The organism is Pseudomonas yamanorum, assembly GCF_013386765.1.
Lineage (GTDB): Bacteria > Pseudomonadota > Gammaproteobacteria > Pseudomonadales > Pseudomonadaceae > Aquipseudomonas > Aquipseudomonas yamanorum_A.
This window is the reverse complement of record NZ_JACARE010000017.1, coordinates 111550-127801: the sequence shown is the minus strand read 5'-3', so window position 1 is coordinate 127801 and position 16252 is coordinate 111550. Positions and strand designations below refer to the sequence as shown.

The following is a 16252-nucleotide window of genomic DNA, read 5'->3' as shown; positions in this document are numbered from 1 at the left end:
TATGCCATCTAAAACCCATTGGGTTAGAATGCGCTTCTTTTCTGCCCCCGATCCTTGAGGACCGCCATGTTCAGCCGTGATTTGACTATTGCCAAGTACGACGCCGATCTCTTTGCCGCCATGGAGCAAGAAGCCGTGCGCCAGGAAGAGCACATTGAGCTGATCGCTTCGGAAAACTACACCAGCCCTGCGGTTATGGAGGCTCAAGGTTCGGTTCTGACCAACAAGTACGCCGAAGGCTACCCGGGCAAGCGTTACTACGGTGGTTGCGAGTACGTCGACATCGTTGAGCAACTGGCCATCGACCGCGCCAAGGAACTGTTCGGCGCCGATTACGCCAACGTCCAGCCACACGCCGGCTCCCAGGCCAACAGCGCCGTCTACCTGGCCCTGCTGCAAGCGGGCGACACCATCCTGGGCATGAGCCTGGCCCACGGCGGTCACCTGACCCACGGCGCCAGCGTTTCCTCCTCCGGCAAGCTGTACAACGCCGTTCAGTACGGCATCGACGGCAACGGCCTGATCGACTACGACGAAGTCGAGCGCCTGGCGGTTGAGCACAAGCCAAAAATGATCGTGGCCGGTTTCTCTGCCTACTCGCAGATCCTGGATTTCCCACGCTTCCGCGAAATCGCTGACAAGGTGGGCGCCTACCTGTTCGTCGACATGGCTCACGTGGCCGGTCTGGTCGCCGCTGGTGTCTACCCGAACCCGGTTCCATTTGCTGACGTAGTGACCACCACTACCCACAAGACCCTGCGCGGTCCACGTGGCGGCCTGATCCTGGCGCGTGCCAACGCCGAGATCGAGAAGAAGCTGAACTCCGCTGTGTTCCCAGGTGGCCAGGGTGGCCCGCTGGAGCACGTGATCGCTGCCAAGGCGATCTGCTTCAAGGAAGCGCTGCAGCCAGAGTTCAAGACCTACCAGCAGCAAGTGGTGAAAAACGCCAAGGCCATGGCGGGCGTGTTCATCGAGCGCGGTTTTGACGTGGTGTCCGGCGGTACCGAGAACCACCTGTTCCTGTTGTCCCTGATCAAGCAGGACATCTCCGGTAAAGACGCTGACGCCGCACTGGGCAAAGCCTTCATCACCGTGAACAAGAACTCCGTACCGAACGACCCACGTTCGCCGTTCGTCACCTCCGGCCTGCGCTTCGGCACCCCGGCTGTGACCACTCGTGGCTTCAAGGAAGCAGAGTGCAAGGAACTGGCTGGCTGGATCTGCGACATCCTGGCGGACCTGAACAACGACGCAGTGATTGATGCTGTTCGTGAGAAGGTCAAGGCCATCTGCAAGAAGCTGCCGGTATACGGCGCTTGATTGCAGTAGCTTGAATAAAAAGCCCGGCTCAAGAGCCGGGCTTTTTTATGCCGGTTTTCAAATTGAAATACGGTTAAGTGTGGGAGCTGGCTTGCCTGCGATAGCGGTGTGCCAGTTGATACACCTGTGACTGACACACTGCTATCGCAGGCAAGCCAGCTCCCACATTGACCGCATTTCAAGTCAGCGTTGATAGACCCGTGCAAAGCCTTCGCGAATCTTCTCTTCCGGCAACTCATCGGCAATAAACACAATCACACTTTCCCGCAGCTCGCCTTCGGCCCATTCGGTGTCCCAATCGAACCCGTAGAGCTTCAGCACGCCCTGGAACACCATGCGCCGGTCTTCCCCGGCAATGTTCAGCACGCCTTTGTAGCGCAGCAGTTGCTTGCCGTGGTCTTCCAGCAATTCGTTCATGAACTCGCTGAGTTTGTCGATATCCAGCGGCTGGTCAGTGCGCAGCACCAGGCTGGATATGCGGTCGATGGACGGCGCCTGGCTCACCGGGCGCAGGCTCATGCCGGCATTCAGGTTGAAGCCGCGCACGTCCAGCAGTTCGCCGAGGTCGATCTTGCCGTGTTCCACCACACGAATCGGTGCGCGGCGGTTGATGCGGGTCAGGCGCTCGCTGAGGGCGTCGAACGTGGCGTCGTCCACCAGGTCGCGCTTGCTCACCAGCAGGCGGTCGGCGAAACCGATCTGCGCCTGGGCGATGGTCTGGGTCAGGTGGTGCTCGGCGTGGGCCGCGTCCACCAGGGTAATGATGCCGTCGAGGATGTAGCGCTCGCGCAGTTCTTCATCGATGAAAAAGGTTTGCGCCACTGGCGCTGGGTCGGCCAGGCCGGTGCACTCGATCACCAGCCGGTCGAAGGCAATCTCGCCGCTGTCCAGGCGCTCCAGCAGCAGGTACAGGGCCTTGGTCAGGTCGGTGTGGATGGTGCAGCAGACGCAGCCATTGGACAGGGTCATGACTTGCACCGGCTCGGTACCCAACAGTTGGGTGTCGATACCGGCGTCGCTGAATTCGTTTTCGATCACGGCGATTTTCAAGCCGTGCTCGGCCTTGAGCAGGTGGCACAACAAGGTGGTCTTGCCAGCGCCGAGAAAGCCGCTGAGGACGGTGACGGGGATGGGGGTTAACAAAACAACGATCTCCCATTCGCTAAAAGAAATGTAGGAGCCCGGCTTGCCGGCGATGGCGGTCTGAAGATCGCTATCGCCGGCAAGCCGGGCTCCTACAGTAGTGGTGTTGGGTTCAAGCGCGGTGCTTCAACAGCACTTGGGCCCACCCTTGCCGCCGTAACGGGCTTCCTGGCGTTCCCTGAAGAACGCCTTGTAGTCCATCATCGGCTTGTCCGGGTGTTTGGTTTGCATATGCTCGACGTAGGTGTCGTAGTCGGGCATGCCGACCATCAGGCGCGCGGCCTGACCGAGGTATTTACCGAGGCGACTGATGTCATTGAACATGATTGCAATCCTCTATCAAGCGTCCGGGATGGCCTGGTATGGCGCTTCTTTATCCGTACGTTCCTTTTTGCCCCAGGCGGCAATGCCGACCTTGAGCGCATAGAACAGGATGCTGAAGACCACGAACAGGAACAGCGCCGTCAGCGTTGCGTTGGTGTAGGCGTTCCAGATCACGTGTTGCATCTGGTCGATGCTCTTGGCCGGTGCGAGGATCTGGCCGGCGGCCAGGGCATCGCTGTATTTCTTGGCCAGCGACAGGAAGCCGATCGCCGGGTTGGCGTCGAACAGCTTGATGAAGCCTGCGGTCACGGTGCAGATCAGCAGCCAGACAGCCGGCAGCATGGTCACCCAGATGTAGCGCTGGCGTTTCATTTTGATCAGCACAACAGTGGCGAGCATCAGCGCGATACCGGCCAGCATCTGGTTGGAGATACCGAACAGCGGCCACAAGGTGTTGATGCCGCCCAGTGGGTCGATAACGCCTTGGTACAGCAGGTAACCCCACATCGCCACGCAACCTGCGGTGGCAATCAGGTTGGCCGTCCAGGACTCGGTACGCTTGAGCGCCGGTACGAAGGAGCCGAGCAGGTCCTGGAGCATGAAGCGACCGGCACGGGTACCGGCGTCGACAGCGGTCAGGATGAACAGCGCTTCGAACAGGATCGCAAAGTGGTACCAGAACGCCATGGTGTTTTCACCCGGCAGCACACTGTGCAGGATCTGCGCGATACCGACCGCCAGGGTCGGCGCACCGCCGGCACGGGCCAGGATGGTGGACTCGCCGATGTCATGGGCCACTGCCTGCAACGCTTCCGGGGTAATTGCAAAACCCCAGCTGCTGATGGTTTGCGCAACGGTAACCACATCAGCGCCGACAATCGCGGCCGGGCTGTTCATGGCGAAGTACACGCCTGGCTCGATCACCGAAGCGGCAACCATTGCCATGATGGCCACGAATGACTCCATCAGCATGCCGCCGTAGCCGATGTAACGGGCGTGCCCTTCACTGGCCAGCAACTTGGGCGTAGTGCCCGAGGAGATCAGTGCGTGGAAACCCGAGACCGCGCCGCAGGCGATGGTGATGAACAGGAACGGGAACAGACCGCCCTTCCACACCGGGCCGGTGCCATCGATAAACTGGGTCAGCGCCGGCATTTTCAGATCGGGCATGGTCACCAGGATGCCAATCGCCAGGGCGATGATGGTGCCGATTTTCAGGAAAGTAGACAGGTAGTCACGTGGCGCGAGGATCAGCCACACCGGCAGCACCGCAGCCACAAAGCCATAACCCACCAGCATCCAGGTGATCTGGATCCCGGTGAAGCTGAAGGCCTTGGCCCACACCGGGTCAGCGGCAATCTGCCCGCCCAGCCAGATCGAGCCCAGCAGCAACAGCACGCCGACAATCGAGATTTCGCCGATGCGGCCCGGGCGGATGTAGCGCATGTAGATGCCCATGAACATCGCGATCGGGATGGTCGCCATCACCGTGAAGATGCCCCACGGGCTTTCGGCCAGGGCCTTGACCACGATCAGCGCCAGCACCGCGAGGATGATGATCATGATCAGGAAGCAGCCAAACAGCGCGATGGTGCCGGGCACGCGGCCCATTTCTTCGCGGACCATGTCGCCCAGGGAACGGCCGTTGCGACGGGTGGACAGGAACAGGACCATGAAGTCCTGCACCGCGCCCGCCAGCACCACGCCGGCGATCAGCCACAAGGTGCCGGGCAGATAACCCATCTGCGCCGCCAATACCGGGCCGACCAACGGCCCTGCGCCGGCGATTGCCGCGAAGTGGTGGCCGAAAAGGATGTGTTTGTTGGTCGGCACATAGTCCAGACCGTCGTTGTTGAGCACAGCGGGGGTAGCCCGCAGTGGATCGAGCTGCATCACATGGTTAGCGATGAACAGACTGTAGTAACGGTAAGCAACCAGATAAATGGCCACTGCTGCGACCACAATCCACAAGGCGTTGATCGCCTCGCCGCGGCGCAAGGCCACTACGCCCAGGGCGCACGCTCCTACGATTGCCAGCAGCAGCCAGGGTAGATGGCGTAGCAGGCTATTATTATTTTTCATTTTTATATTCCAGCCAGGGTGGACAGAAAGACAGCCATCCCGAGTTTAGCGCTACTGGCCTTAAAGGCCACCCCCCTACGTTGGTCTAGAGCCTTGCGGGGGCGAAAAAAGCAGAAATAATCGCCCCATGATGGCGCAGGGCTACAATTCTCTTATCCACAGAGGGTTTTACCATGAGCGAACAGCCTTCAGACCGACGCCGTTTCCGACGGATTGCCTTCGATGCCAAGACCGAGCTTACGCAAGACGGCCATGTCTGGCCGGTGCAACTGGTGGATTTGTCCCTCAAGGGACTGCTGGTGCAACGGCCCGAAGGCTGGCAGGGCCATCGCTACGAATCGTTCGACGTGGACATTCACCTGGACGCCGAGACCGATGTGAAGATGCAAGTGCGGCTGACCCATGACGATCATGGGCAACTGGGCTTTGTGTGCGAGCACATCGACCTCGACTCGATCAGCCACCTACGGCGGATAATCGAGCTGAACCTCGGCGATCAGGCAGAGTTGGAGCGGGAATTCGCCGCCTTGCTGGAGATATAAGCCTCAACCTGAATCAGTGTGGGAGCTGGCTTGCCTGCGATAGCGGTGTATCAACTAATGGATATGCAACCTGACCCACCGCTATCGCAGGCAAGCCAGCTCCTACAGGGGACCGGGTTGTAGCCGACTATTCGAAGAGGGCATCCAGCGCCTGCTCCAGGCGCGTCACCCCGATCACCTGCAAGCCCGGCGGCATTTCCTTCGGTGCATTGCCCTTGGGCACGATGGCGCGCTTGAAGCCGTGCTTGGCCGCTTCCTTCAGGCGCTCCTGGCCGCTGGGCACCGGGCGCACTTCACCCGACAGCCCCACTTCACCGAACACCAGCAGGTCATGGGGCAACGGCCGGTTGCGCAGGCTGGACATCACCGCCGCCATCAAGGCCAGGTCAGACGCGGTCTCCAGCACCTTGACCCCGCCCACCACGTTGAGGAACACGTCCTGGTCATGGGTGGGAATCCCGCCATGGCGGTGCAGTACCGCCAGCAACATCGCCAGGCGGTTCTGATCCAGGCCCAAGGTGACACGACGCGGGTTGGCCAGGTGGCTGTCATCCACCAGCGCCTGGACTTCCACCAGCATCGGACGGGTACCCTCCCACGTTGCCATCACCACACTGCCCGGAACTTCTTCCTGGGCGCGGGTGAGAAAAATCGCTGACGGGTTGGAGACTTCTTTCAAACCCCGGTCGGTCATGGCGAACACGCCCAGTTCATTGACCGCGCCAAAACGGTTCTTCACCGCCCGCAGCAAACGCAAGCGGCCGTCGGACTCGCCTTCGAAATACAGCACGGTGTCGACCATATGCTCCAACACCCGTGGCCCGGCCAGCGCGCCTTCTTTAGTCACATGGCCCACCAGGAAAATCGCCGTACCACTCTGTTTCGCATAACGCACCAGTAACGCGGCACTTTCCCGCACCTGGGACACGCCACCCGGCGCCGATTGCAATTGTTCGGTGAAAATCGTCTGAATCGAGTCGATCACCATCACCTTGGGCTTTTCCAGGCGCGCGGTGGCGATGATGCTTTCGATGCAGGTTTCGGTCATCACCCGCAACTGGTCCTGAGGCAAGCCCAGGCGACGGGCGCGCATGGCCACCTGCTGCTGGGACTCTTCACCGGTGACGTACAGCGCCGGCATGCGGCTGGCGATGCTGCACAGGGTTTGCAGCAGGATCGTGGATTTACCGATGCCCGGGTCACCGCCGATCAGCACCACCGAGCCGTCCACCAGGCCGCCGCCCAGCACCCTGTCGAGTTCACCGGAGGCCGTGGAGAAACGCGGGATTTCTTCGACGCTGACTTCGGCCAGGGTCTTGATCTGGGTTTGTTGCCCGGTCCAGCCGGAGCGGCCGCTGGGGGCCACGGCGCCGCCACTTTCAATCATGGTTTCGGTCAGGGTGTTCCACGCACCGCACTCAGTGCACTGGCCGGCCCACTTGGGAAAGGTCGCGCCGCACTCCGTGCAGCCATACATGCGCTTGGCCTTTGCCATTTGAGAACCTCCAACCGAAAAACCGCGATGATAGCTCAGCGCGGCGCCGGGGTACGGATTTCACCACTGGCCAAACGTGAAGCGCTGTTACCGATCGGGTCTTCGGCATTCAGATCGGCGCCCTTGGCTTTCAGCTCATCCAGCAGTTCCACGCGTTTGAACAGCCCGGCGTACATGGCTGCCGTTTGTCCGGCGCCGTTGCGCTGGTCAGGGTTGCAGTCGGTGGCGAGCAGGCGTTGGGCGATTTTCAGCTCTCCCTTGAAGATCGCGCCCATCAACGCGGTGTTGCCGCGCTTGTCTTGCACGCAGGCGTCGGCGCCGGCGGCGAGCAATCGGTCCACGTAGGCACCTTCGCCGTGATAGGCGGCGAGAATCAGCGCGGTGTAGCCTTTTTCGTCCTGGGTGTTCAGCGAATAACCGGATTCGATAAAGGTGTTGAGCATGTCCACGTCGCCACGGCGGGCGGCGTCGAAGTAGTAATCCTGCAGTTGTGCCTTAAGCGCGGCCGGGTCAGCTTGTTCGGCCAATACGCTGAACGACAAACACGCAAGGACAGCGCCTATAAAGATTCGCATGGCAAATTCTCAGTGATGTGCCCCTGTAGGAGCCGGCTTGCCGGCGATGGCGTACTTGTGGGCGCTATCGCCGGCAAGCCGGCTCCTGCAGGGAGCGTGGGCGGTTAGTCGGTCAGCTTTTCGGCCAGTGCTTTAACGCGGGCCAGGTCGCCCTTGGCCACTTTGGTCACGCCGGTGCCGTACTCCGGATCAGCCTTATAAAGGAACGACAGGATGATGTGCTTGCTCTCGTCATCGGTGGTGGCCAATGAGCCGCCGAAGTTCTCGATCAAGTCCTCACGCTCTTTCTTGTTGAACGAGCGATACAAATCACCGGCCTGCTTGAAGTTCTGTTCACGCTGGATCTTCGCCTGCTGGGTGCTGCCCGACAGCACCGACTGGCTGTAACGGGCAGTTTGCGGCTCTTCCCGTGGCATCAGGCGGCTTGGCTGGTAGTTCACGCCGGTGGTGGTTTTACCGAAGTTCATCGCGCCGTCCTGGTTACCGTTGTTGACGGTCACCCGTGGGGCGTTGATCGGCAGTTGCAGGGCATTTGGCCCCAGGCGGTACATTTGCGTATCGGCGTAGGAGAACACCCGGCCTTGCAGCAGGCGGTCTTCCGACGGCTCGATGCCCGGCACCAGGTTGGCCGGGGCCATGGCCACTTGTTCGGTTTCCTGGAAGACGTTGGCCGGGTTGCGGTTCAGCACCATTTGCCCAACTTTGCGTTCCGGCACATTTGGCCAGATCTTGGTGGCGTCCAGCGGGTCGAAATCAAACTTGACCAAGTCCTCAGGTTTCAACACTTGCACATACAAGTCCCACTTCGGGAAGTCGCCCTTGTTAATGTGCGTGACCAAATCATTAGTCATGTGGCTGTAATCACGCCCCTGAACTTCAACCACTTGTTTGGGATCGAGATTCTTGATGCCTTGCAAACTTTTCCAGTGAAACTTGACGTAGTGCACTTCGCCTTTGGCGTTAATCAACTTATAGGCATGTACGCCGTTGCCGTCCATCTCGCGATAACTGGCGGGAGTGCCGGAGTCGGAATATAGCTCCGTCAGCGTGCGGGTGGACTCCGGAACATGGGAGAAGAAGTCAAAACGACGGGAGTCGTCATCCAGGTTAGTGCGCGGGTCCGGTTTAAAGGCGTGAACCATGTCCGGGAACTTGATGGCGTCGCGAATAAAGAACGTCGGAAAGTTGTTGCCAACCAGGTCCCAGTTGCCTTCGGCGGTGTAGAACTTGGTGGCGAAGCCGCGCGGGTCGCGCAGGGTTTCCGGGGAATGGTTGCCGTGAACGACCGCAGAGAAGCGCACAAATACCGGCGTGGCTTCGCCGGCGGCAAACACCTTGGCCTTGGTCAGGTCGCTGAGGTTGTCGGTGACGGTGAACGTACCGTGGGCACCGGTGCCACGGGCATGCACCACGCGCTCCGGAATACGCTCGCGGTCAAAGCGCTGCAACTTCTGGATCAGTTGCACATCCTGCAACAGCACCGGGCCATTGGCACCGGCGGTTTGCGAGTTCTGATTGTCACCCACCGCCGCGCCATTATCGCGGGTGAGGTTGGCGGCGTGTACGGACAGCGAAAGAAGACTGGCGCCCATTACGAGCAGCACCTGTCGCGCAGAAATAGGCCCGCGGCTAATAGGGTTTTTCATCGAGGTATCCTCTGGTTTTTTTAGTGCACATTGAGTTGTGCTTGCCAGAGGCTAGTGACCCGCGAGTCAGAAGATAAATAGAAAAGCCGTACCACCCCGATAAAGAAAATAGTGTGGTAACCCCCTGAAATAGCGGGTATTCCGCGCGCGATTGGTGGCACTTTGCAAACTATTTGCAATTTAGTGTGTCGATAAAAACTGACACTGTTAGCAGTTGTGTCGAGCAGGCCTCGCCACACTGTCTTACACTGGCTTCTACCCTCCTCATCTGTAACAAGGAATAACCTATGGGCGTGTTAAGTGAGTTCAAGGCCTTCGCGGTCAAAGGTAATGTGGTCGACATGGCCGTCGGTATTATCATCGGCGCCGCCTTCGGAAAGATTGTTTCCTCGTTTGTAGGCGACGTGGTGATGCCCCCTATCGGCCTGTTGATCGGTGGCGTGGACTTTGGAGACCTGGCTGTAACACTCAAGGCCGCCCAGGGCGATGCGCCAGCGGTGGTGCTGGCGTACGGCAAGTTCATCCAGAGCGTGATCGACTTTGTGATCGTCGCGTTTGCGATCTTCATGGGCGTGAAGGCCATCAACCGCCTGAAGCGTGAAGAGGCCGTAGCGCCTAGCCTGCCGCCGGTCCCGACCAAGGAAGAAGAGCTGCTGGGAGAGATCCGCGATCTGCTCAAGGCACAGAACAGCAAGCCCGAGTAAGCTCGGCAAATAAAACAAAGGCGCCTGCAGGGCGCCTTTGTTTTACCAGTAGTTTTCTACCGCCACCTGGCCGGGGCGGCGGGCCAGGCTCAGTTGCATGTCGCGCTGTTTGAGCAACTGGCGCGTGTCATCGATCATCTGCGGGTTGCCGCAAATCATTACCCTGGAATGCTCGGGCGTCAGCTCGACGCCGGCAGCGCGCTCCAGCTCGCCATTCTCGATCAGCGTGGTGACCCTACCATTCAATGCGCCCGGATGTTGCTCACGGGTGACGATGGGAACGTAGGTGAGCTTGTGGGCGTACTCCGCCAGGTACTCGCGCTCACCCAACTCGTGAATCAGTGACTGGTACGCCAATTCCCTGGCCTCCCGCGCGCTGTAGACCAGGATGATGCGCTCGAATTTTTCCCACACCTCGAAGTCCTGCAGGATCGACAGAAACGGCGCAATGCCGGTCCCGGTGCCCAACAGCCAGAGATCGCGACCGTCCACAAACCGGTCAAGGGTCAGGAAGCCTGTGGCCTGGCGCTCCACCAGCAAGGTATCGCCTTCGCACAGGCGGCTCAGTTCACTGGTGAACTCGCCGCCTGGCACCACGATGGAGAAGAAGTCCAGGTGCTCATCAAAAGGCGAGGAGACCACCGAATAGGCACGCCACACAATACTGCCGTCGGCCTTGGTGACGCCCAGGCGCACGAATTGCCCGGCGCGAAAACGAAAGCCCGGGTCCCGGGTCGTACGCAGAGTAAACAGGCTGGGGGTCAGGGATTGCACGTCAAGCAACGTCTGGCGGGTGAATTTTTCAGCGCTGGCCGTCATGGGGAACTCCGTTTTGCACAGGCCCCTAGTGTCCCTCAAAGCGGCGCAGGGAAACACCGCCGGTTTGTACTGGCATTGCCTCTGCGAAGGCCTTGGGCCGCAGTTGTGTCTGAAAACACATAAATAGCAAGCTTATAATTCTGACTAATCATTTAGCTATTAGAATGTTTCACATCAGCTATCAGATGAGGGGGCGCATATAAACAACATCAAAATAACACTATCACTAAGCTGTTAAAAATATTAGAAAAAACTCGCTGAATAAACACAACTTGTACAAGCAGTCAGGTTTGTAAAATTGCCCCCCTACTGAACGCCTGTCCAAATTTTCATTTTGAGCTGTGGTCCATGTCCTACAATTGGTTTCGTGCCGAACTAAGGGACCGAGCAGTACCCATTCAACGGTAAAGGTGTAAACCCATGGAGAGTTACCAATGGTCAACTGGCGCAATACTCGGCTACCCAAACTGGAAGGCGAGAGCGAAATCACCAGCATGTATGAAGCAGCCCTGAACCTTACCTACGAGCTCGACTTTCAATACTGCGCATTCACACTTAGTGCTCATCTTCCAACCAATCAGACGAAGACAGTTCGAATAAACAACTACTCAAATGAGTGGAACACTCTCTACAAACAAGAAAACTACTTTGACCTGGACCCCATCGTGGCCCATTGCAAGCGCTCGGTGCTGCCGATCGTATGGGACGAGAAAACCTTTTCCACCGTGCCGGACCTATGGGTTCATTCCCAGTCTTATGGCTTGAAGTTCGGATGGACCCAATCGGTGCATGACTTTCAAGGTGTGTTCAGCATGCTGAGCCTGGGACGTGACACCCGCCCCGTAAGCCCTGAAGAGCTGTATGAGAAAGCCGGGCAGGCGCTTTGGCTGTGTCACGCCCTGCACGCGGTGGTGGCGCAGAAGTACGCCGACAAGCCCAGCCTGCAAGCTCCCAGCAAGCTGACCCCGCGCGAGACCGAAATCCTGCAATGGTCGGCCATGGGCAAAACCGCCTCGGACATCGCCACAATCCTTTGCCTTTCGGAACGCACCGTGGGGTTTCACATCAGCAGCGCCATGAAGAAGCTTGGGGTCAACAACAAGATTGCCGCCGTGATCACCGCCGTGAAAGCCGGCCTGTTTTGAAACACCGAATGTAATCCCCTCGAAAAAAACGTAACATTTGCAGCCAGTTCCGGGTGATGACGCCAGCTCAATGGGCCCCGCGTCGCCGTTCACCCAGATGGTTCGCTTACCCAGAGTCTCCCGCGCCATGCCCCTGCTCGACAGCCCCTTCGCCCAACTCGACCTGATCCGCCAGCCCGAACAGCACAACGACCCGTTGCAGGCGTTTGATGCAGCCGATGAATACTTGCTCAGCCACCTGGCGGAACAACAGCCGGCGCCTGCGACCCGCGTGCTGGTGCTCAACGACAGTTTCGGCGCCCTGGCGGCCAGCCTCGAAGGGCATGTGCAGGTCACCTCCAGCGGCGACTCGTTCCTGGGGGCCCTGGGCCTTGAAAAAAACCTGGCGCGCAACGGCAAGGCCTTCGACGCGGTAACGTTCCTGCCCGCCAGCCAGACACCGACCGGGCCGTTCGACCGCGTGCTGATCCGCGTGCCCAAGACCCTGGCCCTGCTCGAAGAACAACTGATTCGCCTGCAAGGCCAACTGGCCCCTGGTGCCGAGGTGATCGCCGGGGCGATGGTCAAGCACCTGCCGCGCGCCGCCGGTGAATTGCTGGAGCGCTATATCGGGCCGATGCACGCTTCGCTGGCGGTCAAAAAAGCCCGTCTGCTGATCGCCACCCTGGCCGAACGGCCACACGCCGTGTCGCCCTACCCTACGCGCTACAGCCTGGAAACCCCGGCCATCGAACTGCTCAACCACGCCAACGTGTTCTGCCGCGAAGGGCTGGACATCGGCACCCGTGCGTTCCTGCCGCACTTGCCACAGAACCTGGGCGGCGCCCGCGTGGCGGACCTGGGCTGTGGCAACGGTGTATTGGCGATTGCCAGCGCGCTGCAGAACCCCGAGGCGCACTACACGCTGGTGGATGAGTCCTACATGGCCGTGCAATCGGCTACCGAGAACTGGCGCGCGGCGCTGGGCGAGCGCGAGGTGCTGATTCACGCCGGCGACGGCCTTGCCGATCAAGCGCCGCAATCCCTGGATGTGGTGCTGTGCAACCCGCCCTTCCACCAGCAACAAGTGGTGGGCGACTTCCTCGCCTGGCGCATGTTCCAGCAGGCGCGGGAAGCCCTGGTGGTGGGCGGCGCGCTCTATATAGTCGGCAACCGTCACCTGGGTTACCACACCAAGCTGGCGCGTCTGTTCCGCGGCGTCGAGCAAGTGGCGACCACGCCCAAGTTCGTGATTCTCAAGGCGCGCAAATAAAAAAGCCCTCCATTAAGGAGGGCAATAGGTACTACGGGATGTCAGTGGGTGGTCAGGCCTGCGGCATTCATGAACATGCGCATCAGGCTGGCCACCACGAACAGGGCCAGGACGCTCCCGGTCCAGATCATCGCCAGCCAGCCCAGGCGCTGCCAGAGCGGCTTTTTCTCGGCCTGTTCGATGTCGTGCAACGAAGGTTTGCCGGACATGAGTCAATCCTCCTAGTGATAACCGTCTTCATGGGTGACCTTGCCGCGGAACACGTAGTAGCTCCAGAAGGTGTAGCCCAGGATGAACGGGATGATGAACAGCGTGCCCACCAGCATGAAGCCCTGGCTTTGCGGCGGCGCGGCGGCGTCCCAGATCGATACCGACGGCGGGATGATGTTCGGCCACAGGCTGATCCCCAGGCCGCTGTAGCCGAGGAAGATAAGCACCAGGGTCAGCAGGAACGGCGTGTAGTGCGCGTTGCGGGCCACGGCGCGAATCAGTCCGTACATGGTCACCAGCACCAGGATCGGCACCGGCAGGAACCAGAACAGATTCGGCAGGGTGAACCAGCGCGAAGCGATTTCCGGGTGGGCCAGCGGCGTCCAGAGGCTGACGATACCGATCACCGCCAGCACCACGAATGCCAGGGGCCGTGCCAGGTTGTGCATCTTCTCCTGCAAACTGCCTTCGGTCTTCATGATCAGCCAGGTGCAACCCAGCAGCGCATACGCCACGATCAGGGCCACGCCGCAGAACATGGTGAACGGCGTCAGCCAGTCCAGTGAGCCGCCGGCAAACTGGCGGTCGACCACCGGGATGCCATCAATGAACGCTCCCAGCGCCACGCCCTGGAAGAACGTCGCAGCCAGCGAGCCACCGATGAAGGCCTTGTCCCACAGGTGACGCTTGTCGTCCTTGGCCTTGAAGCGGAACTCAAAGGCCACGCCGCGAAAGATCAGCCCGATCAGCATCAGCATCAGCGGCAGGTACAGCGCCGAAAGCACCACCGAGTAAGCCAGCGGGAACGCGCCAAACAGCGCCGCGCCCCCCAGTACCAGCCAGGTTTCGTTGCCGTCCCACACGGGGGCGACGGTGTTCATCATCACGTCACGGTCGGTCTTGCCCGGGATGAACGGGAAGAGAATGCCGATCCCCAGGTCAAAGCCGTCCATGACCACGTACATCATGATGCCGAAGATGATGATCACGGCCCAGATCAGCGGAAGATCAATACCCATGGCTCAGTTCCCCTTGTTCAAGGTGTCGCCGTGATCGGCGTCGCCGCTGTCATCGGCCGCCGACAACGGACGGGCCGGTGTGCGTTTCTGCCCGGGGCCACCGTGGGTGGGCTCGGTGCTTTCGTGGGTCACAGGCCCTTTGCGCACCAGGCGCATCATGTAGCCCAGGCCCGCACCGAACAGCGCGAAATACACCACCACAAACAACACCAACGTAATGCTCATCTGCGCAAAGCTGTGGTTGGACGAGGCGTCCGCCGTGCGCATCAGCCCGTAGACCACCCACGGCTGACGACCGATTTCGGTGGTGAACCAACCGGCGAGAATCGCGATCAGGCCGGACGGGCCCATCCACAACGCCAGGTACAGGAACGGCTTGGACGTGTACATCTTGTCGCCCTTGCGCAGCCAGAGGCTGAACAGGCCGGTGAAGATCATCAGGAAGCCCAGGCCCACCATGACCCGGAACGACCAGAACACGATGGTCGAGTTGGGACGGTCCTCAGGCGGAAACTCCTTGAGGGCCGGCACCTGTTTGTCCAGGGAGTGGGTCAGGATCAGGCTGCCCAGGTACGGGATTTCCACGGCAAATCGGGTTTTCTCGGCCTTCATGTCCGGCCAGCCGAACAGGATCAGCGGCGTGGGTTCGTTGCCGATATTTTCCCAGTGGCCTTCAATCGCGGCGATCTTCGCCGGCTGATGCTTCAGGGTATTGAGGCCGTGGAAGTCGCCGATGACGGCCTGGATCGGCGCGACAATCAGCGCCATCCACATCGCCATCGAGAGCATGGTGCGGATCGCCGGGTTGTCCTTGCCGCGCAGCAAGTGCCAGGCTGCCGATGAGCCGACGAAGAACGCGGTCGCGACAAACGCGGCCGTGGCCATGTGCATCAGGCGGTAGGGGAACGACGGGTTGAAGATCACGGCCAGCCAGTCGGTAGGAATCACCCGGCCATCAATGATTTCAAAGCCCTGCGGCGTCTGCATCCAGCTGTTGGAGGCGAGAATCCAGAAGGTCGAGATCAGCGTCCCGACGGCCACCATCACCGTGGCAAAGAAGTGCAGTTTGCGCCCGACCTTGTTCCAGCCGAACAGCATGACCCCCAGGAAACCGGCCTCGAGGAAGAAGGCTGTGAGCACCTCGTACGTCAGCAGCGGCCCGGTGACGGCGCCGGCGAAGTCCGAGAAGCGGCTCCAGTTGGTGCCGAACTGATAGGCCATGACCAGACCGGAGACCACGCCCATGCCGAAGTTGACGGCAAAGATCTTCGACCAGAAATGGTAGAGGTCACGGTAGGTGTCGTTGTGGGTCTTGAGCCACAGGCCTTCCAGTACCGCGAGGTAACTGGCCAGGCCGATGGTGATGGCCGGGAACAGGATATGGAATGAAATGGTGAACGCGAATTGAATTCGGGCGAGATCTAGCGCCTCCAAACCGAACATAAGTCTTCCTCTGTCAGGTAATACCGAATGCTGGCTGGAGGCCTGCACCCACTGCCCCCACGGATATGGAGTGTGGCGAATTTAAATTCGTTTCTTTTTTTAACCAGCCACGCAGGGATTCTGGCCTTGCGGCCGCCAGAGCAATCCCGGGGGAGGGTTTTGATCTGGATCAAGCATTGCTGAAAGAGTAGTCCCATTTTCGCGTGAGCAAGGCGTGGTCTTTTGCCGCGTGACAGGTTGCCTCAGTGGTGAGTGGGGATTGTCTGTGGTGGGGGTGGGCGGGCCCCTGGGTGTATATCCGTTATTTGGGTAACGGCCGCCTATGGTTCCGCTCTTACAGCGGCTCACTTTTGAAAAGCCGGAATGCCGGCCCAGTCAAAAAAAATCAAGATCAAAAGCCAGAGCACAGCGGCCTACAGGCCGGCTTGAGTGTGGTGAAGCAAAGGCAAGATCAACATCTGAAGCCAGAGCGGGCACGGTCAACTGTGGGAGCTGGCTTGCCTGCGATGGCATCACCTCGGTGTATCTGATGT

General features: G+C 59.8%; 15 protein-coding genes. 5 read left to right on the top strand and 10 right to left on the bottom strand.

The genetic code is table 11. The annotated features are described in order from the left end of the window. Positions 1 to 66 precede the first annotated feature (66 nt). Positions 67 to 1320: a serine hydroxymethyltransferase gene (gene glyA / locus HX875_RS12050; protein ID WP_177043366.1), complete on the top strand. Its 1254-nt coding sequence runs from the start codon at positions 67 to 69 to the stop codon at positions 1318 to 1320. 183 nt (positions 1321 to 1503) lie between these two features. Here glyA and yjiA read toward each other — a convergent pair whose 3' ends face one another. From yjiA to HX875_RS12035, 3 genes are all read right to left on the bottom strand, one after another. Beyond that, positions 1504 to 2463, bottom strand: coding sequence for a GTPase (gene yjiA, locus HX875_RS12045; protein ID WP_177043365.1), 960 nt, complete (start codon positions 2461 to 2463; stop codon positions 1504 to 1506). A 126-nt stretch (positions 2464 to 2589) separates the two neighbouring features. Next, entirely contained in the window at positions 2590 to 2787 is a 198-nt protein-coding gene (locus HX875_RS12040) for a YbdD/YjiX family protein (protein ID WP_003176208.1), read from the bottom strand. A 15-nt stretch (positions 2788 to 2802) separates the two neighbouring features. Next, positions 2803 to 4869, bottom strand: coding sequence for a carbon starvation CstA family protein (locus HX875_RS12035; RefSeq protein WP_177043364.1), 2067 nt, complete (start codon positions 4867 to 4869; stop codon positions 2803 to 2805). 173 nt (positions 4870 to 5042) lie between these two features. On the opposite strand from HX875_RS12035, the gene HX875_RS12030 reads away from it, so the two are divergent. Beyond that, a complete protein-coding gene (locus HX875_RS12030; protein WP_177043363.1) occupies positions 5043 to 5411 on the top strand; it encodes a PilZ domain-containing protein in 369 nt (122 codons plus the stop codon). 127 nt (positions 5412 to 5538) lie between these two features. Here HX875_RS12030 and radA read toward each other — a convergent pair whose 3' ends face one another. From radA to katB, 3 genes are all read right to left on the bottom strand, one after another. Then, on the bottom strand, positions 5539 to 6906 hold the full coding sequence (gene radA / locus HX875_RS12025) for a DNA repair protein RadA (protein WP_003215821.1): 1368 nt from the start codon (positions 6904 to 6906) through the stop codon (positions 5539 to 5541). Between the two features lie 35 nt (positions 6907 to 6941). Further along, the gene (locus HX875_RS12020; RefSeq protein ID WP_177043362.1) at positions 6942 to 7481 is read right to left on the bottom strand and encodes an ankyrin repeat domain-containing protein; all 540 of its coding nucleotides are present in this window, start codon (positions 7479 to 7481) and stop codon (positions 6942 to 6944) included. 104 nt (positions 7482 to 7585) lie between these two features. Continuing rightward, complete coding sequence (gene katB / locus HX875_RS12015; RefSeq protein WP_177043361.1) at positions 7586 to 9127, bottom strand: catalase KatB; 1542 nt, start codon at positions 9125 to 9127, stop codon at positions 7586 to 7588. A 287-nt stretch (positions 9128 to 9414) separates the two neighbouring features. On the opposite strand from katB, the gene mscL reads away from it, so the two are divergent. After that, positions 9415 to 9831 carry a large-conductance mechanosensitive channel protein MscL gene (gene mscL / locus HX875_RS12010; protein WP_177043360.1) on the top strand — a complete coding sequence of 139 codons (417 nt, stop codon included), beginning with the start codon at positions 9415 to 9417 and terminating at the stop codon, positions 9829 to 9831. A gap of 42 nt (positions 9832 to 9873) precedes the next feature. Here the strand turns inward: mscL and HX875_RS12005 are convergent, their stop codons facing one another. After that, on the bottom strand, positions 9874 to 10650 hold the full coding sequence (locus tag HX875_RS12005; RefSeq protein ID WP_177043359.1) for a ferredoxin--NADP reductase: 777 nt from the start codon (positions 10648 to 10650) through the stop codon (positions 9874 to 9876). A 434-nt stretch (positions 10651 to 11084) separates the two neighbouring features. Here HX875_RS12005 and HX875_RS12000 point away from each other — a divergent pair, with 434 nt between their 5' ends. After that, positions 11085 to 11795 carry a helix-turn-helix transcriptional regulator gene (locus HX875_RS12000; protein ID WP_177043358.1) on the top strand — a complete coding sequence of 237 codons (711 nt, stop codon included), beginning with the start codon at positions 11085 to 11087 and terminating at the stop codon, positions 11793 to 11795. A 127-nt stretch (positions 11796 to 11922) separates the two neighbouring features. After that, the gene (locus tag HX875_RS11995) at positions 11923 to 13047 is read left to right on the top strand and encodes a methyltransferase (RefSeq protein WP_177043357.1); all 1125 of its coding nucleotides are present in this window, start codon (positions 11923 to 11925) and stop codon (positions 13045 to 13047) included. Between the two features lie 41 nt (positions 13048 to 13088). Here HX875_RS11995 and HX875_RS11990 read toward each other — a convergent pair whose 3' ends face one another. From HX875_RS11990 to HX875_RS11980, 3 genes are read right to left on the bottom strand one after another with little or no spacing between them, the layout of a single operon-like run. Then, positions 13089 to 13256: a DUF2474 domain-containing protein gene (locus HX875_RS11990; protein ID WP_003215809.1), complete on the bottom strand. Its 168-nt coding sequence runs from the start codon at positions 13254 to 13256 to the stop codon at positions 13089 to 13091. A 12-nt stretch (positions 13257 to 13268) separates the two neighbouring features. After that, the gene (gene cydB, locus HX875_RS11985; protein WP_008432810.1) at positions 13269 to 14276 is read right to left on the bottom strand and encodes a cytochrome d ubiquinol oxidase subunit II; all 1008 of its coding nucleotides are present in this window, start codon (positions 14274 to 14276) and stop codon (positions 13269 to 13271) included. 3 nt (positions 14277 to 14279) lie between these two features. Beyond that, positions 14280 to 15719, bottom strand: coding sequence for a cytochrome ubiquinol oxidase subunit I (locus tag HX875_RS11980; RefSeq protein WP_177043356.1), 1440 nt, complete (start codon positions 15717 to 15719; stop codon positions 14280 to 14282). Positions 15720 to 16252 lie beyond the last annotated feature (533 nt).